Annotated in this window: 29 protein-coding genes and 2 pseudogenes; 18 read left to right on the forward strand and 13 right to left on the reverse strand. The window is 36.5% G+C overall.

Annotation, left to right across the window (positions count from 1 at the left end):
- Nucleotides 1-3 precede the first annotated feature (3 nt).
- Together ablB and BM012_RS06350 are read left to right on the forward strand one after the other, a co-directional pair.
- Nucleotides 4-870, forward strand: a complete 867-nt coding sequence (gene ablB / locus BM012_RS06345; protein ID WP_061803726.1) for a putative beta-lysine N-acetyltransferase — start codon at nt 4-6, stop codon at nt 868-870.
- 43 nt (nt 871-913) lie between these two features.
- Nucleotides 914-1,918: pseudogene (locus BM012_RS06350) on the forward strand (KamA family radical SAM protein); the annotation flags it as partial.
- A 209-nt stretch (nt 1,919-2,127) separates the two neighbouring features.
- On the opposite strand, the gene BM012_RS06355 reads toward BM012_RS06350, so the two are convergent.
- A complete protein-coding gene (locus BM012_RS06355; protein ID WP_061803727.1) occupies nt 2,128-3,684 on the reverse strand; it encodes a recombinase family protein in 1,557 nt (518 codons plus the stop codon).
- Nucleotides 3,685-3,730: 46 nt separating this feature from the next.
- Between BM012_RS06355 and BM012_RS06360 the strand changes: the two are divergent.
- Together BM012_RS06360 and BM012_RS06365 are read left to right on the forward strand one after the other, a co-directional pair.
- Nucleotides 3,731-4,153: pseudogene (locus tag BM012_RS06360) on the forward strand (lysine 2,3-aminomutase); the annotation flags it as partial.
- Complete coding sequence (locus tag BM012_RS06365; RefSeq protein WP_061803729.1) at nt 4,153-4,425, forward strand: YokU family protein; 273 nt, start codon at nt 4,153-4,155, stop codon at nt 4,423-4,425. The pseudogene BM012_RS06360 and the gene BM012_RS06365, both read left to right, overlap by 1 nt.
- Before the next feature lie 38 nt (nt 4,426-4,463).
- On the opposite strand, the gene BM012_RS06370 is transcribed toward BM012_RS06365, so the two are convergent.
- Nucleotides 4,464-5,300 (reverse strand): aminotransferase class IV, encoded by an 837-nt coding sequence (locus BM012_RS06370; RefSeq protein WP_061803730.1) that lies wholly within the window; start codon nt 5,298-5,300, stop codon nt 4,464-4,466.
- A 114-nt stretch (nt 5,301-5,414) separates the two neighbouring features.
- A complete protein-coding gene (locus BM012_RS06375; protein ID WP_019393212.1) occupies nt 5,415-6,446 on the reverse strand; it encodes an acyltransferase family protein in 1,032 nt (343 codons plus the stop codon).
- 364 nt (nt 6,447-6,810) lie between these two features.
- Here BM012_RS06375 and BM012_RS06380 point away from each other — a divergent pair, with 364 nt between their 5' ends.
- Both BM012_RS06380 and BM012_RS06385 read left to right on the forward strand, forming a co-directional pair.
- Nucleotides 6,811-7,026: a YozE family protein gene (locus BM012_RS06380; RefSeq protein ID WP_061803731.1), complete on the forward strand. Its 216-nt coding sequence runs from the start codon at nt 6,811-6,813 to the stop codon at nt 7,024-7,026.
- 154 nt (nt 7,027-7,180) lie between these two features.
- Entirely contained in the window at nt 7,181-7,849 is a 669-nt protein-coding gene (locus BM012_RS06385; RefSeq protein ID WP_061803732.1) for a hypothetical protein, read from the forward strand.
- Here BM012_RS06385 and BM012_RS26310 read toward each other — a convergent pair.
- Nucleotides 7,844-8,014, reverse strand: a complete 171-nt coding sequence (locus BM012_RS26310; RefSeq protein WP_161939294.1) for a hypothetical protein — start codon at nt 8,012-8,014, stop codon at nt 7,844-7,846. The genes BM012_RS06385 and BM012_RS26310 overlap by 6 nt on opposite strands.
- Before the next feature lie 145 nt (nt 8,015-8,159).
- Here BM012_RS26310 and BM012_RS06390 point away from each other — a divergent pair, with 145 nt between their 5' ends.
- Entirely contained in the window at nt 8,160-8,333 is a 174-nt protein-coding gene (locus tag BM012_RS06390; RefSeq protein ID WP_019393216.1) for a YozD family protein, read from the forward strand.
- A gap of 40 nt (nt 8,334-8,373) precedes the next feature.
- Here the strand turns inward: BM012_RS06390 and BM012_RS06395 are convergent, their stop codons facing one another.
- Entirely contained in the window at nt 8,374-9,447 is a 1,074-nt protein-coding gene (locus BM012_RS06395) for a DUF2515 family protein (protein ID WP_061803733.1), read from the reverse strand.
- A gap of 168 nt (nt 9,448-9,615) precedes the next feature.
- Between BM012_RS06395 and BM012_RS06400 the strand changes: the two genes are divergently transcribed.
- From BM012_RS06400 to BM012_RS06415, 5 genes are all read left to right on the forward strand, one after another.
- Nucleotides 9,616-10,413 carry a serine/threonine protein kinase gene (locus BM012_RS06400; protein ID WP_161939295.1) on the forward strand — a complete coding sequence of 266 codons (798 nt, stop codon included), beginning with the start codon at nt 9,616-9,618 and terminating at the stop codon, nt 10,411-10,413.
- Nucleotides 10,414-10,473: 60 nt separating this feature from the next.
- Nucleotides 10,474-10,605 (forward strand): hypothetical protein, encoded by a 132-nt coding sequence (locus BM012_RS27020; RefSeq protein ID WP_268801465.1) that lies wholly within the window; start codon nt 10,474-10,476, stop codon nt 10,603-10,605.
- Nucleotides 10,606-10,658: 53 nt separating this feature from the next.
- Nucleotides 10,659-11,312: a phosphatase PAP2 family protein gene (locus BM012_RS06405; protein WP_061803734.1), complete on the forward strand. Its 654-nt coding sequence runs from the start codon at nt 10,659-10,661 to the stop codon at nt 11,310-11,312.
- 23 nt (nt 11,313-11,335) lie between these two features.
- Nucleotides 11,336-11,839, forward strand: a complete 504-nt coding sequence (locus tag BM012_RS06410; protein ID WP_061803735.1) for a hypothetical protein — start codon at nt 11,336-11,338, stop codon at nt 11,837-11,839.
- A gap of 104 nt (nt 11,840-11,943) precedes the next feature.
- The gene (locus tag BM012_RS06415; protein WP_040058486.1) at nt 11,944-12,252 is read left to right on the forward strand and encodes a hypothetical protein; all 309 of its coding nucleotides are present in this window, start codon (nt 11,944-11,946) and stop codon (nt 12,250-12,252) included.
- A 24-nt stretch (nt 12,253-12,276) separates the two neighbouring features.
- Here BM012_RS06415 and BM012_RS27025 read toward each other — a convergent pair whose 3' ends face one another.
- The gene (locus BM012_RS27025; RefSeq protein WP_019393223.1) at nt 12,277-12,405 is read right to left on the reverse strand and encodes a hypothetical protein; all 129 of its coding nucleotides are present in this window, start codon (nt 12,403-12,405) and stop codon (nt 12,277-12,279) included.
- A gap of 177 nt (nt 12,406-12,582) precedes the next feature.
- Between BM012_RS27025 and deoD the strand changes: the two genes are divergently transcribed.
- Nucleotides 12,583-13,287 carry a purine-nucleoside phosphorylase gene (gene deoD, locus BM012_RS06420; RefSeq protein ID WP_019393224.1) on the forward strand — a complete coding sequence of 235 codons (705 nt, stop codon included), beginning with the start codon at nt 12,583-12,585 and terminating at the stop codon, nt 13,285-13,287.
- A 159-nt stretch (nt 13,288-13,446) separates the two neighbouring features.
- Here deoD and BM012_RS06425 read toward each other — a convergent pair whose 3' ends face one another.
- On the reverse strand, nt 13,447-13,614 hold the full coding sequence (locus BM012_RS06425) for a twin-arginine translocase TatA/TatE family subunit (RefSeq protein ID WP_061803736.1): 168 nt from the start codon (nt 13,612-13,614) through the stop codon (nt 13,447-13,449).
- 145 nt (nt 13,615-13,759) lie between these two features.
- Between BM012_RS06425 and BM012_RS06430 the strand changes: the two genes are divergently transcribed.
- Nucleotides 13,760-15,049 carry a hemolysin family protein gene (locus BM012_RS06430; RefSeq protein WP_061803843.1) on the forward strand — a complete coding sequence of 430 codons (1,290 nt, stop codon included), beginning with the start codon at nt 13,760-13,762 and terminating at the stop codon, nt 15,047-15,049.
- A 213-nt stretch (nt 15,050-15,262) separates the two neighbouring features.
- On the opposite strand, the gene BM012_RS06435 is transcribed toward BM012_RS06430, so the two are convergent.
- Entirely contained in the window at nt 15,263-16,438 is a 1,176-nt protein-coding gene (locus BM012_RS06435; protein ID WP_061803737.1) for an FtsW/RodA/SpoVE family cell cycle protein, read from the reverse strand.
- A 327-nt stretch (nt 16,439-16,765) separates the two neighbouring features.
- Between BM012_RS06435 and BM012_RS06440 the strand changes: the two genes are divergently transcribed.
- From BM012_RS06440 to yidC, 4 genes are all read left to right on the forward strand, one after another.
- On the forward strand, nt 16,766-17,341 hold the full coding sequence (locus BM012_RS06440) for a hypothetical protein (protein ID WP_061803738.1): 576 nt from the start codon (nt 16,766-16,768) through the stop codon (nt 17,339-17,341).
- A 118-nt stretch (nt 17,342-17,459) separates the two neighbouring features.
- Nucleotides 17,460-17,951 (forward strand): PTS sugar transporter subunit IIA, encoded by a 492-nt coding sequence (locus BM012_RS06445; RefSeq protein ID WP_061803739.1) that lies wholly within the window; start codon nt 17,460-17,462, stop codon nt 17,949-17,951.
- 165 nt (nt 17,952-18,116) lie between these two features.
- On the forward strand, nt 18,117-18,410 hold the full coding sequence (locus BM012_RS06450) for a hypothetical protein (RefSeq protein WP_061803740.1): 294 nt from the start codon (nt 18,117-18,119) through the stop codon (nt 18,408-18,410).
- Nucleotides 18,411-18,421: 11 nt separating this feature from the next.
- Nucleotides 18,422-19,183, forward strand: coding sequence for a membrane protein insertase YidC (gene yidC / locus BM012_RS06455; RefSeq protein WP_061803741.1), 762 nt, complete (start codon nt 18,422-18,424; stop codon nt 19,181-19,183).
- A 138-nt stretch (nt 19,184-19,321) separates the two neighbouring features.
- Here the strand turns inward: yidC and BM012_RS06460 are convergent, their stop codons facing one another.
- The 5 genes from BM012_RS06460 to BM012_RS06480 form a co-directional block, all read right to left on the reverse strand.
- Nucleotides 19,322-19,879 (reverse strand): class F sortase, encoded by a 558-nt coding sequence (locus BM012_RS06460; protein ID WP_082802544.1) that lies wholly within the window; start codon nt 19,877-19,879, stop codon nt 19,322-19,324.
- Nucleotides 19,846-20,601, reverse strand: a complete 756-nt coding sequence (locus BM012_RS06465) for a DUF4397 domain-containing protein (RefSeq protein WP_061803743.1) — start codon at nt 20,599-20,601, stop codon at nt 19,846-19,848. Before BM012_RS06465 ends, BM012_RS06460 begins: the two co-directional genes overlap by 34 nt.
- A 97-nt stretch (nt 20,602-20,698) precedes the next feature.
- Nucleotides 20,699-21,178 (reverse strand): helix-turn-helix transcriptional regulator, encoded by a 480-nt coding sequence (locus tag BM012_RS06470; RefSeq protein WP_061803744.1) that lies wholly within the window; start codon nt 21,176-21,178, stop codon nt 20,699-20,701.
- Nucleotides 21,179-21,305: 127 nt separating this feature from the next.
- The gene (locus BM012_RS06475) at nt 21,306-21,563 is read right to left on the reverse strand and encodes a hypothetical protein (RefSeq protein WP_061803745.1); all 258 of its coding nucleotides are present in this window, start codon (nt 21,561-21,563) and stop codon (nt 21,306-21,308) included.
- Nucleotides 21,564-21,586: 23 nt separating this feature from the next.
- Nucleotides 21,587-22,891 carry a hemolysin family protein gene (locus BM012_RS06480; RefSeq protein WP_061803844.1) on the reverse strand — a complete coding sequence of 435 codons (1,305 nt, stop codon included), beginning with the start codon at nt 22,889-22,891 and terminating at the stop codon, nt 21,587-21,589.
- Nucleotides 22,892-23,091: the final 200 nt, after the last annotated feature.

Genomic DNA, 23,091 nt, shown 5'->3' on the forward strand with positions numbered 1-23,091 from the left:
GAGATGAAAGAAAACGGGTACTATGAGGAAATAGAAATTAAAGAAGATGCGCTGTGGGCTGAGGTTATTATTGATTTATTTAATGAACGTATTCGCGTTGAAGACTATAGAGGCTCAACTTCTTTACTTATTGAGAAAGTTCAGTTTCTAACGCGCAAGCATCATCTTCATAAAACAATTGTTAAAGCACGACAGGCTCAATTTCTGTCTCTTCTATCAAATGGTTATGAGTGTGAAGCATTGATTCCTTCTTATTTTAACGGAGATGATGCTTTTTTTATGGTTCGCTATGAAGAAGATCAACGTCGCTATAGTGAACAATATGTAAAAGAGTCTCAAACATTAAGAGCCGTTCAGTCTATTGAAAAGGGAGACGAAGCAGTTGAGTCGTCTCTTTATAACATTAGAAAAGGAACGAATGCGGATAGCGAAAATCTTTCAAAGCTTTATAAAGAAGTTTTTTCAGTTTATCCAACACCTCTTCATGATAGAGCGTATGTCTCATCACTTCTAAAAAAAGATTACTTATGGTATGTCGCTGAATATAAAGGAGAGATTGTGAGCGCAGCGTCAGCAGATGTCAATATAATGTATCACAACGCAGAGCTTACAGATTGTGCAACACTTCCTTCTCATAGAAAGGCAGGACTGATGAAAAGATTGCTTCTATCGCTCGAGCAAGAGCTCACAAAATCTCAAATTTTTTGTTTGTATACAATTGCACGAGCTCAGTCGTTTGGAATGAATGTAGCCTTTCATCAGCTTCAGTATCGCTATTATGGTCGACTTGTTAACAATTGTTATATTTATAAAACACTTGAAAATATGAATGTGTGGGTGAAGAATTCTGACAAGGAGATTGTCTTCTAGGTAGGAACCCTCTCACATATAATGGAATAAGGAGGCTGATAGTATGAAATCATCACTCTATAAACCAAAGCGACACTGGAAAGATATTGAGTTATGGAAGGATGTAACAGAAGAGCAGTGGAACGACTGGGTATGGCAGTTAACCAGTACGATTCGCACGCTTGAACAGCTAGAGAAAGTTGTGGATCTAACAGAGGAAGAAAAAGAAGGGGTTCGGATTTCAACGAAAACAATTCCTCTAAATATTACGCCATACTATGCTTGGCTTATGAATGAAAAAGACCCACGTTGTCCTGTTCGAATGCAGTCTGTTCCGGTTGGAAAGGAAATTTATAAAACACGTTATGATTTAGAAGATCCGCTTCATGAAGACGAAGATTCTCCTGTTCCAGGACTTACACATCGCTATCCTGATCGCGTTTTATTTCTTGTTACAAATCAGTGTTCTATGTACTGTCGCTACTGTACGAGACGACGTTTTTCAGGGCAAATTGGCATGGGTGTTCCTAAAAAACAGCTTGATGCAGCGATTAGCTATATTGCGAATACACCGGCTGTACGGGATGTTTTAATTTCAGGTGGTGACGGTCTTTTAATTAATGATAGAATTTTAGAGTATGTTTTAAAAAGTTTACGAGATATTCCACACGTTGAAATTATTCGGATTGGCACAAGAGCACCTGTTGTATTTCCTCAGCGCATTACAGAAAACTTGTGTACCATTTTAAAAAAGTATCACCCTGTATGGTTGAATACGCATTTCAACACATCTATTGAAATTACAGAAGAATCAAAAAAAGCATGTGAGATGTTGGCAGATGCAGGAGTTCCTGTTGGCAATCAGGCGGTCATTTTAACAGGAATTAACGACAGCGTTGAAATTATGAAAAAGCTTATGCATGACTTAGTGAAGATTCGGGTTCGCCCATATTATATTTATCAATGTGATCTATCAGAAGGAATTAGTCATTTTAGAGCACCTATCTCAAAAGGATTAGAAATTATGGAAGGGCTGCGTGGTCACACATCAGGGTATGCCGTACCTACTGAGGATCCAATAATATGTATAAAAAAAGAGATTGCTTCTAAGAAGCAATCCCATGTTCTACCAATAGCTCAAAAAGAACAAGAGCCATGTTTTCAAGGTCTGGCTCATTGCTTGTCACAACTGAAGAAGGTCTTTGTTCAGCATGTTTCATAATGAGTCCCCCCTTATTCACCATATGCAAAGAAGGGTTGGCTCTATTTGTAAAAGAGTTACTTATAATGAATATTAAGCGTGAACGGATAAAGCTTGCGTTCTTTATTCCGCGTTGATTTTTTTAAAAGATCTTCTGGTATAACTCTCTTATAATAAATCTTATGAATGATCCTTTTCATGCTTCTATTTGCTTCCTCACTCATATCGTTTTCTAACACAATTTCTAGTTCATGAATTCCTTCAACAGCTGTTTGCAGTCTTTCTTTTGTATCGAGTTTTTTCAAATTTGTTAACTCATCTATAATCGCTTCTTTTTGAGTTGTAAACGTATGAAGCGTGTTCAAAAGCTCCTGTCGTTTTGTTAAAATTTGTTCTTCTGAAAAAAGTCCCTTTATGGCAAGATTTAATAAGTTTTCTTCTTCAATTCGAATACGGCGTATTTCTTTTTCTATCTGCTCAAGATGATTGTTATAGTCTTTTTCAGTTCCGCTCCACTCATCAAGCTTTAATGAATATAAGATAGAAATAATCTCGTCTTTATATTGCTTAATATGTTCTACAACATCTTCTTCTACATACTTCAACATTACCCCTCTGTTTGGACATTTCTCCCCACTTGGAAGCAAATATTCACATCGTTTTAACATATATTTTGAACCTTTATCTTTTCGAATGGTCATTTTTTTGCCGCATACTCCGCAGTATAAAAGATCTTTCAATAGAGTGACGCCTGTTTTATTTGCCGCTTTTTCCCGAGTTGTTTCGGCATGCTCGGCTCTTTTTTTTCGATCTTCATTTGCTTTTTCCCACTCTTCAGGAGGAATAATAGGATCCCATGCGTTCGGTACTTGAATCGTTTCTACGATTTTGTATATAAACTTATCCCTTTCTTTTACCTTTCTGCGGTCATTAAAGACGTTTGTTCCTTTATAAGCAGGATTTCTTATGATTCGTTTAATTGTTGGAAGCTCAAAGTAGCCTCCTTTTGCTGTTCTATATCCTCGTTCATTTAAAATATTACGAATAGAAAAGCTGCCATAGCCTTTCGCATGAAGCTGAAAAATAAGCTTTACAATTTCTGCTTGCTCTTGATGAATTTCAAGCTTTTTAGTATGAGGATTACGAATATATCCAAAAGGTACGCTGCCGCTAACATGAAGACCTGACTTTGCCATAATTTTTTTATTTGTTTTCGATCTTTTTCCAATTAGTGCATGTTCCTGTGAAGCAATCACAGATCCGAAGTCATATAGAAGCCGATCATTGTGATTATTTGCTAAGTCATAAATCTGATAAGGGGTGATGACTTTTTTATCGTAATCAATACAAACTTGTTTAATTTGTTGAGAAACAAGACCATTACGGCTTAAACGGGACAACTCAAAAACTAAAATTCCATCAAACAAGTCAATATCATTAAGAAGGCGGTACAGCTCTGGTCGATTCTCAAGCTCTGAACCACCTCCGCTCACAATTTCCTCATAACGTTCATATGTCCACTGCGAAGAGCGACAAAAGTCAATTAAAATGTCTCGATGATTAGAAAGAGTATCAATTCCCTCTTTTTTATCTCTTGAAATGCGCAAATAAATAGCAACATGACGAATAGTCATCTTTAAGAGGAGGCTCCTTTCTATGATAGGATCAATAAAAATGTTCGTACCTACCTTTGTTGTGGATGCTCCAGGAGGAGGCGGAAAGATTTCTGTTCAGCCAAATTATATTATTTCTCAAAGCGCTAAAAAAGTTGTGCTTAGAAACTTTGAAGGGGTTATTACAACATATCCAGAGCCTGAAAGCTATACAGAAGGAACAGCAGATGCTTATTTTGAAGAAGTTTATCCATATATGAAAGAGAAAAAGACAACAACAGGCATTTCCAGTTTAATGAATGATGAACAGTTCAATCTTGTGCCACAAGGATTAAAAAGATATAACAGACGCCAAACATACGAAAGTAATCCAACGCATGAAACATTGAAAAATAAACGAGAAAAGCGTGATGAATTAAAAGTAAAGAAATACGAAGCAGAGCGCCGTAAAGAGAGTGAACGTGACAAACAGGAAGGGAGTAGAGGCTGATGAACTGTTTATGGTGTGAAGCAGAAGGAGCAAAAATCGAAAAAAATACAGTGTATTGGGAACTTCCTGATGGCACGAGAAGTATTGAAATTACAGAGACTCCTTGTGTGAAATGCGAAAACTGTTTAATGGAGTATCAAGAAGAAGATGTTATTGCAAATATTGAAGATCAACTTTTACTGATTGATACGAACAAAATTGAAGACTCTATTTCATTTCATCACTTAATGAAACAGCCTCGCTTACTCAAGCGCAACTACTTTAACTTTTAGGGAGAAGAGAAAGCCTTTCATATTGAAAGGCTTTCTTTCTATACTTCTTGTTTATAAAAACTCTGATAAGCAGAATAAAGCCTTTCTGTTACAGGGCGCTCTTTCGGAAGTGTTTGATCTTCAATAGAATAAATAGGCATAATTTCAATGGATGTGCTTGTAATAAATGCTTCATCACAGTTTTTGAAAAATGTTGTATTAATGGCTTGCTCTCGAACTGGAATATCATATTCGCGTGCGCAGTCTAGCACGGCTTTTCTTGTAATGCCGTGTAAAATATACCTTGTTGCAGGAGGAGTATAAAGAGTGCCGTCTTTTACTATAAAGACATTGCAGCTTGTACCTTCACGCACGAAATCTTCATGTACAAAAATCGCTTCATCATATCCTTTTTCAATTGCTTCTTGTTTTGAAAGCACATTCGGAAGCAAATTCAGTGATTTAATAAAGCAGTTGGCCCACCGTTCGTCCTGCTTTAGCATGACAGAAATACCTTTGTTGCGAGCTTCATCTGTAAAAATAGTAGCTTCCTTTACAGTCATAGAAAATACAGCTTTAACGTTTGGAAACGAATGGTTACGAGGAGCAATTCCCCGTGTGATTTGGAAATAGACCGCTGCTTCCTTCAAGGAAGAACGTTTAATTCCTTCATAAATAATTCCTGTTATCTCATCTCTTCGATACGGAAGGGTCAGCTTAATTTCAGCTGCGCTTTTTTCTAAGCGATCAAGATGCTCAGCTAAAAAAAGCGGAGTCCCGTCATATACTCGAACATACTCGTATACTCCATCTCCGAATTGATGTCCTCGTTCATCAATAGGAAGAGCCGGAGAGTCTACGTCTATAAACTTGTTTTGATAGTAAGCAATTTCCATGTTTTATTCTCCTTACGTTTTGAGATAATCCTTTAAAAGAACAATTCTCTCATATAGAGAAAAAACCTTCTTTTTCATAGAAAAAAGCTTCTTCCAATTTGGAAGAAGCTTTTTTTATTTAGAAGACGCCGTAACGTTTTTTGGTCGAAACAAGCGTTTCATTCCTTTTATTTTACTAAGCACAATATCAACAAGTTTGCTTCCAGTTAATAGCGTAATGGCAATGGACAGAAGCGTTAGGAATGCAAAATCACTGACCGTTTGCATCGTCTGAGCGTAATCTGTTGTGAAAAACCATTTTAGGAAGAAACCGTGTAGTAAATAAACGTAAAGGGAGCGCTGCCCAATTCCTGTGAAAATGGAGCGTTTGCTTGGAATAAGGGCCATGAATGCAAATGATACAATGAAGGCAATAACGTAGTGAGCAATTCGAATGTAGAAATCTGAAAAGCTATCATACATTTTTGTACCATAAAGCATTTCCGTATATTGCGTATCGTTTAAGAAATAATACGATCCAATAAGCGTACAAAGTAAAATAACGACTGATAATACCCGTCCAACAGGAGTTACAAGCAAACCAAAGGGATTTTCTCGTTGTGATAAATAATAACCAAGAAGGAAAAATGGGAAGAAAACAAGCATACGGCTAATGCTTAAGAAGTCTTCAATTCCATCATAAAAGTTAAAGAGCCCAACGAGTAAACCGAGTAAAATCGAAACGGTCATTCCAATCGATGGTTTGAGCTTTGCAAAGTAAGGAAGCATAAGTTTCCAGAATACTAAGCTCAGTAAAAACCACATTGCCCATCTAGGAACAAGATAGTAGTCTACACTATACGTATCAACTCCATAGATGAAATTATAGAAAAAAGTATATACCGTTTGAAATATTAAATACGGTAGAAGGACTTTTGTAAAAGTTTTTTTATAGTATCCTTTTTTATGAAAATTCTTTGAAAAATATCCGGCAAGTAAAATAAATACCGGCATATGAAAGATAAAAATAAAGTGATAGACAGACAGCAGTTCGCTCGTTTCCGTTCGGTAAGGAGATATCGTATGACCAAACACAACGAGGAAAATAAGCACAAACTTGGCGTTATCAAAATACGCTGTTCGTTTATTTGTTTGACCTGTACTCATAGGTACCTCCAACGTTTGATAAAATTAGTTAACTTTCATTTAAGAAATAGTGTATTCTTATCTTATCGCGTAAGTGTGAATATTTGTCCGCTGTTAACGTTTCTTCAATGATTTGTAATCCTTCTTTAACAAACATTAATTTTATGTTACGATTTCACATAGTTTCCCACACTTTGCAGTGGGAGCAGACAGAAGGGTAGGCTATATCCTTATCCATCAATTTACCCAACTTTCTGAAATACAAACAGCAATCTTAAAAATAAAAGAGTGTGATTATAAGCTTAAAAGTTAAAGCATTACTACTGTGAGAATTTACTCCCTTCCTGCTTCACAATAGAAATTATCGTAAAAAAGGAGAGTCACAATGAAATCTTTTTACCACTACATGATGAAGCACCGTCACAATAAATCTTCTGATCCGCTTGGTAAGCTTGCGCGTCACATGTATGAAGACCATAGTTTTCCTAATGATTCAACAGATTATAACGAAATTAGCTCTTATTTAGAACTTAACGGGGACTATTTTGATGGGATGTCAACGTTTGATCTAGCATGGGAACTTTACGAAGAAGAGCGTTAAAAGCCGAGGGAAAACTCCCTCGGCTTTTTCTATGTAAAAGTTTTTTGGGTTAAATGCATCTTTCTTTCATCTTCCTATTGCGCTTTTTCTCTTTTTGCATATACTATCTTAACTTTTCGTAATTGTTGCTGAGGTGTTAAGGAGGTGCAAGAAGATGGCTAATGGAAAAGAACCGAAATTTAGCATTGGAGATACTGTTGTCATTACCATCTATGGAACAGTTGGCACCATTACCGACATCAAATTGATGGACGGAATGCATGTATATGAGGTTAATCATAGCGAAGGCTTGTTTCTAGAAGATGCGATTGAATCCCTTGAAGAGTATGATGGACAAATCATTATTCAAGAAAGAATCGACCTAGAGTACAAATATTTTTTTGGTGATGTTGTGCAAGTCCATAATTATGGCGAAGATTTGTTTAAAATTATTGGGATTCGCACTGAAATTTGGCGCTATCAAGAAGACAGCTGGGAAGATATTATTTACGAACTATCTCGTGTAAAAGACGGAGAGTGGCTTGAAGCAGGAGAAGAAGAACTTCATCTTGTTGCTCCGTATGAGTATGCAGAACGTTACATTCAAAATGTTGGTATTCTTTATTCTGGAAAAGAAATTAATAAGACGGAGTTGTTACCAGCGATGAAAAAGCCGAATGAAGTAGGAGAAAACAAGGAGCGTCTTATGGCAGAACGTTTAAAAATTATCGATGGTCTATTAGATGTCTATAATGATTATTCCTTTTTATATGAGTGGTTCAAAGATGAAGAGTATAAAGAAGTGATGGATTTAGTATTGAAACATTTACGTAAAATTTCATAAGAAGTTAGTGAAAAACTGTAGGATGATCCAGAGCGTGACAGGTAGCGCTCCGACATAAAGTAAAATATGAAGACCCTTTTCCAAGCACTCATCAATTCTTTCTTCCAACGAAGAAGTTGTATGGCTTTTTGCTTGGATTTCTTTTTGTGCACAAGAATTTTTCATGATAAACACGCTCCTTTTTACTAGTTACTCTACTTTATGGATAAACTAGAGTTAGTAGAACTAAAAAAGAAAAAAAGAGTTCTGTTCATGCTTTTTGTACATACATAGCTTCTATATCTCATACGTTTTACAAAGGAGGGATTCTGTGAAAGAAATCGAAGTTGTGATTGACACGGAAGAAATGGCTGATTTTTTCTATGAGGAGTTAATACGCCGAGGGTTTGTCCCTTCATCCCAAGAGCTAGAAGAGCTTGCGGACATTATGTTTGACTATCTTATTGTGAAAAGCATCATTGATGAAGAAGAGGAAGAAGAATAGAAAAAGAAAGAGAGCGCAGAGCTTTGTTCTGTGCTCTTTTTTATGAAGAGAGCGTATGAGAAAGCGAGTTTAGCGCTTTAATTTTACGAGAATAGCTTGCCGTTATATCTCTAGGAATGACGAATTTCTCACTTGCAAACAAAGCTAAAACATGATCATTTTTATACCAGTCTTGATGAGGGAGAGAAGGATGAACAACATTAGACCAAGCGGTTTTAAGAGGAGGACTATACAGCTTTGTTTTTTGCATTTTCACAGTTGAAAATAAGTGCTCAGCATAATCTTCGCGTGATCCTCTATGGATGGTAGAGGCTGCGAAGAGAAGGAAGTCATCAAATAAAACTCTATCATATAGGATACTATACAACATTTTTCCTACTTTAATACGTTCTGTAAGAGACGAAAAGTCATTTACAGTGATGCTGAATAAACGAGAAGATGAGGGTAGTAAGACTTCTGTTAATCCTAAAGACTGTTGAAGTAAAAAAGGCCATGTTCTAAGTACGTTCTGCTGTACAACTTTTGTTGTCACAAGCTTCTGTTCAAGATGATGTTGCTCATTAATAATAAGAGCTGTTGTAAGAAATTCACTGTTAGGATATTCCCAAAAAACGTTCCATACTTTTTCCATAAAACAAGAAACGTTGAAAAAAGGGAGAAGATGAAAAAGAGGTTTTTGACAGAGTGTACTTTCTTTAAAAAGAAGAAGCTGTGGAAAGGCATCATGAAAAATAAGAGCATTGGCTCGTTCTAAAAATAAGAAGAAAGCTTTCCGGTTTTTTAGTTTTAAAATGTGCGGAATTAAACTTCCTTCTAAATCTGTCATATGATACCCTCCATTGCGGGAAACAAAGTGCGCCAGTAGTGCCCAATGAATAGAAGGGTGCTGCTTAAAAAAGTCGAGGTAAGCATTTGTCCTTGTTATATTATTAATATTTGCACGTCTTGTGATTGACCGAATATTTTTAATAATGGCTTCTTCTTTTGTCGAAAGAAGAGATGAAGATTGCTGTTCCTTTAACTTCGATTTTAAGAATGATACGCACAAAGCCATTGAAATCGGAAAAGAGACGTTTTTTTCTTTTTTGAAGGAAGACCATAATTTTGTGAACAACGAAAACCACTTCCTTTTTATATTTCTATGTATAATAGGTTTGAAAATAATCTAAAGGGGAACATAATTAAGGCGTATGTTCTCTCGGATTGTGAAACTCTTAAAGCGTATAAAACGTTATTAAAGTAGATGAATTTCACTATAAAAGCAGAGGACGGGAAGCATGAATTGGAGAAGAAAGCAAAAAGCCAAAAATCAAAAAGCGGTAATTACATGTTAAAACATATAAAACGATTATTGTTTGATCATCCAATTAAACTGAATACGATTATTATAAACCGCTACGTTGTCAAGGAAGTCTTAGGATTTGGAGGCTTCGGCATTACGTACATTGTCCAAGATTTAAGAAATGAAGAACATCACTATGTGTTAAAACAGCTGCGTCCTTCACGAAAAGGAACAAAAAAAGGAAAGAACTCGTTTTTAACGGAAGCCGATATTTTAGCCTCTTTAACAAATGCGGAATTTCCCACTCTTCGTAATGCCTTCATTTGGGATAACCACTATTGCATTGTGATGGATTACATTCACGGTAAAACATTTGAAGATCTGATTTTTGAAGAAGATAGAAAATTTTCTGAGCAGGAAGCGTTAAAAGCTCTGCTTGATGTTACAGACTTAGTTCAGATCCTTCACAGAAAAGGCATTGTTCACAACGATTTGCGTATTCCAAATATTATTTTACGAGAAAAGTCTATTTCGATTATCGATTTTGGATTAGCTAGGAGGGTGGAAGAAAGTAAGAAGCAAGAAGAAATTCAAGATGATTTATATATGCTTGCACATTTCTTGCTCTTCTTACTTTACTCTACATACACGCCTAGTGGGAGAGAAAAGTCTTGGGAAGAAGAGCTTTCCATTCACGATAACGTGAAAGTTATGATACGTAAAATGTTTGGTACAGCCCCTTGTTATAAAAACATTGAAGCATTACAAAATGATATTCAAAAGCACCTGAAAAAGTGATTAACGCGGATAATGTTCGCCACCTTAACACACATTAATGTGTGAAAGGAGGCGATTTCATTGCGTAATCGTTATGAGGAGAAGAAAAAAGGGAACATGAATGAGAAAGAGAAAATGGAGTTTTCACGCGAATTTCTTCCATATATCACTCAATCTCCTAAAAATGAACATTACTTAAAACCTAAAAAATAACATGTCAGAAGAAGACAGAGGGAGCTTTGTCTTCTTTATAAAGGATGAAAATGATGGGGAAGCTTCGTTTAACTGTATGGTTATGTTTGATGATTTTACTTTTTTTAATGATTGGATTTACGTATGAAACATCTTTTATCGTAGGAATTGATAAAGAGGTTGCTTCTTTTGCCTCTTCGTTTCAAAGTGATGCGGCTACAACCGTTTTCTTGTTTATTACAAACTTAGGGTCATGGAAATTTATTTTGTTCTTTACGCTTATCTTGTTTGGATATAGCTTATATAAAGGTGACAAAGTTCTTACCTTATTTGTCATTCTTTCTTTTATTGTGCCACGCACTTTAAACTTTATGCTAAAGGAGTTTTTTGCAAGAACACGTCCACAAGACCAGCTTGTCCCAGCTACACATTTTAGTTTTCCAAGCGGTCATTCCATGAATTCGTTTGTTTTCTTTGGGTTTGTAGCTTATGTATTGATAACATACTGTGTGTCTCGCAAAGCACCACAAGTTGTTGTAGTCGTTTTGTTTAGCATGCTCATTGGCTTAATTGGTTTTAGTCGCATTTACTTGGGTGTTCACTATTTTACAGATGTAACAGCTGGATTTCTCGCTGGAGGAGTTGTCTTAATTTTGTTAATCAAAATTCACCAGCGCTTAACGGAACCAGAGGAAAAAAACGTGCCCATGAATGATGAGTTGATTTAGGCAAAGGGAGGATTATACATCTAATGGAACAGAGAGCTTACTTGTCTTTACAAACTTTATTTTTAAAAAGCGCCTCTAAATTGTTACAAGAGTCTCCTCTTTTAGAAGTAAAAGAATACTATGAAAAACTAAAGTCGTTGGTCCCATATCGACGAATTCAATATATGTTTGAAAAAATTCCGTTTTTACACGGAGAAGTGCACGGTGAGATGATTAAAATTCTAACCTCTTCTTTTGGATATGCAGTAAAAGAGAGAGCATTAACCTTTTTAGAGGATATTAAGTTTGTGCCAAATAGGCGCCCATATGTTTTATGTGGCCCCCAAACTTATGAGTTAAATGAGGCTGGGGAATTTGCGGTAACAGCTGATTTATCTGTAACATGCTATCCGCATGATACCGTGTTTTTCGTTTCACTTTCTGCAACTCAATATGACTTGATTTCTCATGCTACTTTAAAAATGAAAGATCAAGACATACAGTCGCAAATCCATGCTCAAAAGGAACCGCGCAACCGTATTTCCTAGATATGTAAACGTTCGACAAAATTAGTTTTTTTTAGAGAAAGGAAATCGCTCTCCTCTTAGCTAATAATGTAAAGAAGAAAAAGCAGGGGGGAATTAGCGTGTTAATGACTTTCAAACGACTTGTCAAAAGACCATTGAAATATGAAATTACCATTATGCAAACGCCGAATCCTGGGGACCGAAACGGCTATCGCCAAGTGTATAAGATGTCTTTAAAAGGGCACAGTCATTCGGATGTTATTAGCCAAGTATTTCGAAATTTTAATGTATCAGATCGTTTGCCAAAGGATTTTCACGCTCGCTATGTTGGAACGCGAGATATCATTTTAATTGATGAAGGAACAAGAGGGAAATATTATTATAAGCTTCTTTCAGGAGGATGGAAGCCTGTCCAGCTTCATTCTCACGTATAAAAAGAGCCATTACAGGCTCTTTTTTTATATATGATTGCCAGGGCCATTTTTTCGCTTTATAGCGCTATGTTCTTTTTCATGCACTTCTTTATCGACTGTTACATGGTTATTTTTCTTTGGGCTATTAATGCGGTTACGTTGCTTTTTTCCCACTTCCATCAGCTCCTTACTTTCATTTTTAATGTGAACGATATGTTCTTTCATAGGATGAGCATTTCAACAAAAAATAGCCATCCATTTTTCACTAGGAAGAGGGAGCTTGGGAATTACAAGTTCAGCTTTTTATATGGTATAGTAAAGAGAAGCTATTTCTATTAGGAGGACAATTTAATGAGTGTACATATTGGAGCAGAAAAAGGACAAATTGCAGAAACGATTTTACTTCCAGGAGATCCGCTTCGTGCAAAATACATTGCTGAGACATTTCTAGAAGATGTAACGTGCTATAACGAAGTGCGCGGTATGCTTGGATATACAGGTACATATAAAGGGAAGCGCATCTCTGTGCAAGGAACAGGTATGGGTGTTCCGTCTATTTCTATTTATGCAACAGAACTAATTCAATCTTATGATGTGAAAAATCTTATCCGTGTTGGTACGTGTGGGGCTTTAAAGAAGGATGTAAACGTTCGTGACGTTATTTTAGCTATGACATCTTCAACAGACTCACAAATGAACCGTATGACGTTTGGTGGCATTGATTATGCGCCAACAGCTAATTTTGATTTGCTGAAAAAAGCGTACGATGTTGGCACAGAAAAAGGGTTAAGTCTTCGCGTTGGTAGCGTCTTTACGGCAGATCAGTTCTACAATGAAAATGCAGATTGGGAAAAATGGGCTCGCTATGGTATGTTAGCGATTGAAATGGAAACAACAGCTCTTTACACGATTGCTGCAAAGTTTGACCGAAATGCACTATCCATTTTAACGGTTAGTGACCATGTATTAACAGGAGAAGAAACAACAGCAGAAGAAAGACAAACTACATTTAACGAAATGATTGAAGTAGCGCTTGAAACAGCGATACAGCAATAAGAAAGAGGCTGCTTTGTCCGGGTGGACAGCAGCTTTTTTCCCTTTCCTTTATGTCTTTATGATAAAGCTTTTTTTAAAAGATTAACAACTTTATGAAAAGGGTAACGATATTCATGGAACAAGACTTTAAAGCCAAAAAAGTCCCTTTAAGGGACTTTTTTACTTCAGTTTCTCTTTGGTGTCTGAAGAGCTTTCACCAGAGAGCGCTTTTTTGAACTCACGAAGAGTTGTACCAGCGGCTCGGCCAAGCTCTGGAAGTTTTTTAGGACCAAAAATAAGGAGAGCAACAACAATAATAATGAACCATTCACCAGGACCAATTGCCATTTTGTTCACCCACCTTAATAAAGATGTATCACGTGCATTTATCATACACTGAAAAGCTTGGAAAGGAAAGAGTGGAAGAACTTTATTAAAATTTTTAAGGAGGTGTAGTTCGTACATTTTAACGTGTACGACGAAATTGATTGCCATTAAATTAGTTTCATTAATTTTGCTTTTAATATGTTCGGGCTTTTTTGTTGCTTCTGAATTTGCCATTGTAAAAGTCCGAGCTTCACAGTTAGATCAGCGCATAAAAGAAGGAAACAAGCGAGCGGTTGCTGCGAAAAAGCTAGTCACTCACCTTGATGAATATTTATCTGTTTGCCAGCTTGGGATTACGTTAACGTCTCTTGGGCTTGGATGGTTAGGGGAGCCGACAATACATCGTTTACTCCTACCGCTTTTTGAAAAAATAGGTTTAGCTGCTTCTCTTTCATCAACCATTTCTTTTGTCGTTTCCTTTGCTCTTGTTACCTTTTTACACGTTGTAACAGGGGAGCTTGCACCAAAAACATTTGCGATTTATAAAGCTGAAAAGATTGTGATGTTTACAGCGACCCCCCTTATTTGGTTTTATCGCATTTTTTATCCATTTATTTGGTTCTTAAATACATCAGCGCGAATATTAGCTCGTATGTTTGGCTTTAAAGCCGTCGGGGAGGAAATGGCTCATAGTGAAGAAGAAATTCGTCTTCTAATAGCTGAGAGCTACCGAGGTGGAGAGATCAACTCCTCGGAACTGCAATACGTGCAAAATGTGTTTGAATTTGATAATCGATTAGCACGTGAAATTATGGTGCCCCGAACAGAGATGTTTGTGCTGCAGCTTGAAAAATCACTACAAGAGAACTTACAGGAAATTAAGCAGCATAAATTTACTCGTTATCCTGTTGTACATGGCGATGACAAAGACCAAATTGTCGGAATGGTTAATGTCAAAGATTTATATAACGACATTTTGATGAAGAAAAAGAATCCAAACGTTAATCTCAGTCGCTACGTTCGTCCTGTTATTCAAGTCATTGATTCAGTAGCCATTCATGATTTGCTCCTGCAAATGCAAAAAGAGAATGCGCATTTAGCTGTTTTGTTTGATGAATATGGAGGAACGTCTGGCATTGTCACACTTGAAGATATTGTAGAAGAAATCGTCGGAGAGATTCGTGACGAATTTGATGTTCATGAATTACCGTACATTGAGAAAGTGGATGATTCTACAGTTTTACTTGATGGAAAAGTACTTATTGCAAAAGTGAATGAGCTTTTAGATCTTTCACTCGAGGATGATGAAGTCGATACAATTAGCGGCTGGCTTCTTATGCAAAATTACGATGTGAAAGAAGGAGATACTGTTTCGTATGATAATCATGTGTTCTTTACAGTAAAAGAGATGAACGGTAAAAGTATTCAAAAAGTAGAAGTGAAGCATGTTGCTTAACGAAAAAAAAGCACCCCTAGAACGCGGTTCTAGGGGCTAATCGTTTGTATAATGAAAAAAGGATAAAAGGCTAATGGCAAGGCCTTTGAGCAAAAGCGTTCAGCAACAATGCTTCAGGAAGAAATCATATTGGAAACGCTTTCTATGAAATAAATATACCACTTTTATATAATTTTGTAAATAAAAAAAGTAGAGCAATTTTTAATTGCTCTACTACCCGTTTGAACTGAACATATAGCGTTTGTGATGATATGAAACACCAAGCATAAGACCCATCGCAAGCATATTCCCCATAAGGGAGCTTCCTCCGTATGAAATAAACGGAAGAGGGATACCTGTAATCGGAAGAACTTGAATGGTCATACCGATGTTTTGGAAAACGTGAAACGTAACCATTGAAATTACACCAACACAAAGGTAGGAGTTGAAAGCTTCCTTTGTTTCAAGACCTAATTTAATGAGATAGTAGATAAGAACAAAGAAAAGACTAATTACGACGCTTCCTCCAATAAAGCCAAAGTCTTCGGCAATAATAGCAAAGATAAAGTCTGTATGACCTTCAGGAATATAGACACCTTCTCCACTAATTCCTTTCCCTTCAACCATTCCGGAACCAATGGCCATTAATGACTGCAAGAGGTGATAAGCGCCTTCTCCGCTGTAAGAACGCGGATCAAGCCATGCGTAAATACGTGTAAGCTGGTATGGGTTGACTCCTAAGTACTTTTCAAGAAAGTCAGGAGCGTACATAACAAGAGACAATACTGTTCCCCCAAAAACAGCTAAAACAGAAAAAGCAGGAGCAATAAGTTTCCATGAAATACCCGACACAAACACAAGTCCAACAAAGATAGCAAGAAGTACAAGGCTTGTTCCAAGGTCAGGCTGACTCAATACAAGTCCAAGTGGAAGAGCAAGCGTTAGGCCCATTTTCAAAAGAAGAAGAAAGTCTTCACGAAAACCGCGAATACGATACTTTTCGTTATGTTTTGTGACGACGTTGCTTAATGCAACTACAAGAAAGACTTTCACAAACTCCGAAGGCTGAATAGAACCAAGCCCTGGAAAGATGAACCAGCTTTGAGCTCCATTACGAACTGGTGTAAAACTTGTGTTAGGGGCTACAAATAAAATTAGTAATAAAAAGACTCCAAATGCGTACGCGTACCAGGAAAGCTTTTGAAGTTGGTCACTGTCTAAAAACATAACCCCGAAAGCAATTCCTCCTGAAACGATATACCATATAATTTGTTTTACTAAAAAGTTTTCGTTGTACTGTCCTGAAGACTGAGCGCTGTAGATGCCGATACAGCTAACACAAAAAAACAAAAATAGCAAAAATGCTATATTAACATCAAAACGAGGCACATTAGATCGATTATTTCCCATTCTCTTCACCTAGCAATTTCATTGTTTTGTAGAAAAATATTATATCGTAATTCCTTTGAAACATAAAGCTAAACTTCTCTTTTCATCAGCTCTCTTCTAGCCCTATAAAAGGAAAAAAGAGGCTTCTAGTCCTTCTTAATCTTAGCGATTCTTTGTGAAATGTGCAAAGTATTTTCCATCATCTTTAAAAAAATAGTTCAATTAACATAGAAGGTAGAGAAGAAAGGACTAAATCTAGCAAAGTACGCATATATGTAAGATAGAGTTCCCTTACTAAATATTCGAGTTATGAAGTGCGACTATAAATAGATTTGAAGGAGGAAAAATATGTCGTTTCTTATTCTGTTTTTCTTACTATGGTGCTTTACTTGGACGCTTTTCTATCTCTATCGTTATCAAACGTCACTAAAAGAAAAAAAGACGACAGTAGCGCTTATTACTTTTTCCACCACTATTTCAGCTACCTTTTCCGCCATCTACCTTTGCTGCTTCCATTTACCTCTGTCTCTTTATAATGCACTTGTTCTTTGTTTTTTTATAGGAGCTTTAACAGCCTTTATTGTTGGTAGAGTATCAGGCATAAGAATGACTCTCCTCGGTATACTTACAGCTTGCGTAAGCTCTCTTTCTCTTCCAGGGGTATACCTTTCGTTTGAGCGAAGAGATGCAGGTGATTTATTTGAATTACAGCTCCTTTTGTCTGTTTTATTAGCAACGTTCGCTCTTTATCTTCTATTTAAAAATATACCTCTTGAAGAAGGTGCGCTCATAAAAAACTGGCTTCAAAGTCCATTTGTAGCTGGGGTTGTCCTTCTCATCATCTTCTACACGTACGAGCTTTTCCATTCTTTTTTTAGTATAAAAAATAACTCTACAAGTATGAACGGTTCGAAACGAAAATAGTTGCAAAAAGTGCAGAAAGATTTCTGTACTTTTTCTTATTGAGCGTTATTTTTTGCAGAACGAAAGAAAAAATGATTAAATAAGCAAAAGATTAAAAAAATTAAAAGGAGAGAGAGACGTGTTCAAAAAATTGTTTGGAAAAAAGACGAGAGAAGAAAATATTACCGCCCCTCTTACTGGCCGCATTTTTAGTCTTGAAAACGTTCCTGATCCTGTTTTTTCGCAAAAAATGATGGGAGAAGGGTTTGCAATTGAACCAACAAATGGAGAAGTTGTTGCTCCGATAGACGGTGAGATTGTCCAGCTTTTTCACACAAAACATGCCATAGGATTAAAAACAGAAAACGGAGCGGAGATTATTATTCACGTTGGGCTTGAAACAGTAGCTATGGAAGGAGAAGGATTCACTGCTCATGTAAAAGAAGGTTCAAAAGTTAAAAAGGGAGACAAGCTATTAACTGTTGACTTAGGAAAAGTAAGAGAGAAGGCTAAAAGTACGGTAACGCCTGTTGTTGTCACAAACAGTGCTGATTCGGAAAAAATTTCTTTGGTAGCTACGGATTCTGTTATAAAAGGAGAAACCGTTTGTATGACAGTAACAATGAAATAATGGATATTCAAAACGTTCTTCCACTAAAGGGATGGGAGAGCGTTTTTTTGTATAGAGGAGAATTTGGCATTTTTCCCTATAATCTTAAATGAACAGTTTTATATTACAAGTGAAAATGGTATACTAGGGAAGGAATTAAGTAGAAACGCGAAAGAGAGTTGTTATATGGACTTTTCAATTGAATTATTGCTGTGCGTTTCATATGCAAGTTTGTTTCTACTAGCGGTTTCCTATTATTTAGCATGCAATAAAAGATCTTACTTTTATGTTCGTGCCCAAAGAATAGACAAGCAGTTAGTAACAGGGAAACATTTATTTGAAAAAGGGAGAGTATGTAGACCTTTACACTATTTTTCCTACTTGCAAGTGAAAAAGCCCGTAAAAGAGCCAGCTAACATAGATGAAGAAGATCCTTTCTCTTCTGCAATGAACGGCGTATTTCAACCACGATTTCTTTAGGAGGAAGGATTATGAAAAAAAAGTTAGCCCTATTTATCCCGGCCCTTTTTCTTTTAGCCGGCTGTAGTATTAAAGAGCCTATTACTTCAGATAGCACAGGGATTTGGAATGAGTACTTTGTATATCCAATGTCTCAACTATTAACACATGTTGCTCACTGGTTAGGCAACGAGTATGGCTTGTCAATTATTTTAGTTACCATTTTAATTCGTCTTATTCTATTGCCGCTTATTATTAGACAACAGCGCAGTACAATGGCAATGCAAGCGCTTCGTCCTGAAATGGAAAAACTTCGTGAAAAGTATCCATCAAAAGATGCGCAATCACAACAGAAATTACAGCAAGAAATGATGCAGCTTTATCAGAAGCACAGCATCAATCCGATTGGTGGATGTTTACCAATCTTTATCCAGATGCCGATCATTATGGCTTTCTATTATGCTATCGCAAGAACACAAGAAATTGCTGACCATTCGTTCCTATGGGTGAGTTTAGGAGCTCCAGATCCATACTTCATTTTCCCTATTGTTGCTGCTTGTACAACGTTCCTACAAGTTAAAGCAGGGATGACAACTGATGAAGTATTACCGCAAATGAAAATTATGATGTACATTATGCCAGTTTTTGTTTTAATCGCTGGTTTAAGTTTACCATCTGCGTTAGCTCTTTATTGGGTAATCGGAAACGTCTTTGGAACATTCCAAGGTCTTTACCTTAAGAGACGTATGACGCTTTTAAAAGCAAAAGATGCTGAAAAAAAGAATAACGCATAAAGGAAGCGCGGAGATTTTCTCCGCGCTTTTTATACTTGTTCTGAAAACCGTTTCATAACTTATACTAAAATTAAGCATGCTCGCGTAACCTTTGGGCGTAAGAGCGTGACAAAAAGCGTTTGTAAAAGAACGCTTTTTTTAATGTGAAAAAGGATTTAATGTTGCAGTCACAAGAAGGCGGTCTGCATGTGTTCCTTCTGCTTTATTAAACAGCCCTGTACATGTAACCAAATGGACGGTTCTTTTTGAAGAAGAACCAAAAACTTTGTTCACAGGAAACTGATTTCGTTCATATACTGCTGTTTTTGTCACTGTGAAAGACATCATTTTTCCACTTTTCTTTTGAATAAAAAACGTGTCGCCTTTTCGCAGTTTAGGAAGTGAATAAAAAATAGCCCGTCCTTTTTTAGTATCAACGTGTCCTGCAATAACAGCATTCCCTCGTTCTCCAGGGAAGGAACTATTTTGAAACCACGTTACGCTATTGTTGTTTTCGGGTAAAATAAGCTCCCCGTTTTGTGAAAGTCCATGTGCTTCAATAGGGGCTACAATGTTTGCCGTTGGAATAAGAAGCAGAGCAGGCTGATCATGATGAGCAGCAAGAGTATAAGGTAAATTAAAAAACAGAAGGACTAGAAAAATACTGCCTAAAAAGAAGTGCTTCATTGGTGACGGCGACGGAGGAAAAATACGCATCCTCCTAAAATAACAAGAGCAGCATATGAAAGGGTATGGGAAGAACTCATTCCACCCATTCCAGTTTTCGGAACAAGAGATGGTGACAAAATGGCGTTATCCTGAAGGAGAACGGTCTCAACTTGATTTCGCGAGTTTACTGCCAATACGGTATAGGCAGATCCTGACTGAAGTGTTTGCGACAGTGATGTTACTTTTTTATCATTATCTTTAATATGAAGTTTTGATTCCGCCTTAATTTCTTCATAAGAAGAAACATCATTAAAAGCAAGATTATCAAAAAGTTTTTTCCCATTCTTGATACTTGCTTCAAGATCGTTAGAAACAGGAGCAAGGTTTAAAACTCGTACATTTGCTTTTCCTTTTGGGGCTGAAGTTTCATCATTAAGAAGTTTTAAGCTCATTTTTTTTTCTTTTTCGAATGCAATCACAGTATATGCTTGATTTCCTTCTGTTTCTACATCACCTACGATGAGTGGTGTTTCCTTTTCACCAGAACGATAGACCTCTATTGTATGAGCTCCTTCTTTTAAAGTCATATAATCTGTTGCGTTTTTAAAAAGAGCCCCTTCCACAGCCGGCTTATGATCGATGTAGATGTCAACAGATTCATTGTTACTTGAAGCGTTCACAATACGGACTAGCGTTTCTTTTTCTTCAGCATGTGCTAAAGAAGGAAACATAATTATAGCACTAAATAAAACAAGCCAAAGCTTTCTCATCTTTTTATCTCCTTCATTATAATAGGTTATTCTTATAATGGCTCGATTGCTGAAATATATGCAGAAGGAGAAAGGAGAAAAAAGCAAAAATAATAGCCTATTTTTTAAAAATAGGCTGCAGTGGGCACTGTTTAAGTAATTCGTTCATTCTACTCATCATTTCTTTCTCTGAAAAAGAGCTTGAATAACGATAATTATGAAAATCTAAAATACGATAGTGTTTACTAATAATGTTTTGCTGTAAGCGAAATGGGCCGCTTGATTTTAATTCGCGCCACCAAATACCGCCGCCAAGTCGTTTATCTTTCGGAGGATCGGAGTCTTCTAAAGCAATACATTGAACTGTATCAACAGGATTGTCTCCAATAGCTTTTTTCAATGCTGTACTTTCTTCAAAAAGAGCGCAAAGAGTTACAATAACAGCCCAACTTGCTGTTTTCTTTTCCTTCTCAATTTGAGAAAGTGTTTTTTTTGAGATGCCAAGTAAATAAGCCATTCTTTCTTGAGTAAACTTTTGTTCTAAACGTACATAACGAATCTGATTTGATATGAGTTCTGTGAAGTATTGTTTATCCATAGTCCCCTCCGTACGAAAAAGCTATCCGTTCGTATCATATCGTATAGAAAACAAAATTCAAGCGTTGTAACCAAAATGTAAGGAAATGTATAAAGAAAGAAACCTCTTTGTTACGGGAATGCGATTTTTAGAGTTTAAGCCGCTTTTTAGTTGTATAAGAAGAAAGTAAAGAAATGAACGCATATCCTATACTATATATTATCCAATTCAGAGAATGTTGAAAGGAAGGAATGCTCCAGTAGAGCAAAAGTGGAAACCAAAAGGAAAAGAAAGGACCTATAAAAATGTTGCGAAACAAAACTTCATAAAGAAAACCTGCAATAACAGCTAAAAGCGGTAGGGTAATAAAAAGCTGCTGTTCTGGATTGGTGTAAAATATTTCCACATTCCTTCGCCTTCTTTCGATAATTAGTGTTCAGCGGGAATCTTATTTACTTCAACAGATTTAATTTGATTTCCAATCATGTTTTTAGGAGTGAATCGGTAGCCTTCAACATCCGCATACAGGTTTGATCCATCTCCAATTTGCTGGAGCAGCAAATAGCCGCCGATTGTATCTACTTCATCTTCCTCGATAGAGATACCAAGCAAATGATTAACTTCTTCAATGAGCACTTTTCCATCTAAAATATATTGAGTTTTTGAAAGCGTTTGAATATAAGGGATTTCGTTTACATCAAACTCGTCTCGTATTTCTCCTACAATTTCTTCTAAAATATCTTCTACTGTAACAAGTCCTTGTGTTCCTCCGTATTCATCAAACAAAATGGCCATATGAATTCGTTCCTTCTGCATTTTTAAGAGAAGATCACGAACAGGGATAGAATCTAAAACAGTAATGATTGGTTTAATGAGCTCCTCAATGGTTCTTGAGTTAGCAGAGTCTTCGCGAACATAGCTTTTTAACGCTTCTTTCACATTAATTAATCCAATTACATGATCTTTATCCCCTTCAATAACAGGATATCGTGTGTAAGGTTGTTGATCTGTATATTGGGAGAACTCTTTCATCGTCATATTTTTGTTAACAGCGACCATTTCTGTACGAGGAATCATAATTTCATGAGCAACTCTGTCATCAAATTCAAAAATGCGATCGACATAGCGAAATTCTGATTGATTAATTTCGCCACGTTCGTAACTTTCGGATAAAAGCAAACGAAGCTCTTCTTCAGAATGAGCCATTTCGTGCTCGCTAACAGAATGAAGCCCAAATGTTTTTGTAATCATGCGAGCAGAATGATTTAAAAGCCATATAAACGGATACGTAATTCTGTAAAACCAGATTAGGAAAGGAGAAAACATGACGGTGATTCTTTCTGCTTTTTGGATTGCGAATGTTTTAGGCGCAAGTTCTCCAATCACAACATGAAGAAATGTGACAATTAGGAAAGCTAAAACAATCGAGAATGCTCTTGGAACATATGGCTCAAGATGTAGAAAAACAAAAAGAGGATGTAAAATAGACTCTATTGTTGACTCTCCAATCCATCCGATTCCAAGAGCTGTGACTGTAATACCAAGTTGACAAGCAGAGAGATACTCATCAAGATGGGAAACAACTTGTTCAGCAGCTTCGGCTCCTTTTATATTTTCTTCTACCATCTGCTTAATTTTAGAGTGTCTAATCTTTACAATTGCAAACTCTGTTGAAACGAACATAGCCGTTAGTGCAATTAAAATAACGATAATAAACAGGTTAAGAAAAATCATCATAGTCCTTGAAAAGCCAAGGTCATCTCCTTTCCAAAATATTTCTCCTTAGTTTATCCAACAAACGTGTTTCTACTAACAGAAGGAGAAGGGAGGGACAAGCGTACAAAATGCAATAGTGTGAAAAAAAGGGCACTTTTTTACGCACTATTTTGATGCTAATTTTGTAAAATAGCGTAACAAAACTATTGATAACACCA

This window comes from Priestia endophytica DSM 13796 (assembly GCF_900115845.1).
Classification (GTDB): domain Bacteria; phylum Bacillota; class Bacilli; order Bacillales; family Bacillaceae_H; genus Bacillus_I; species Bacillus_I endophytica.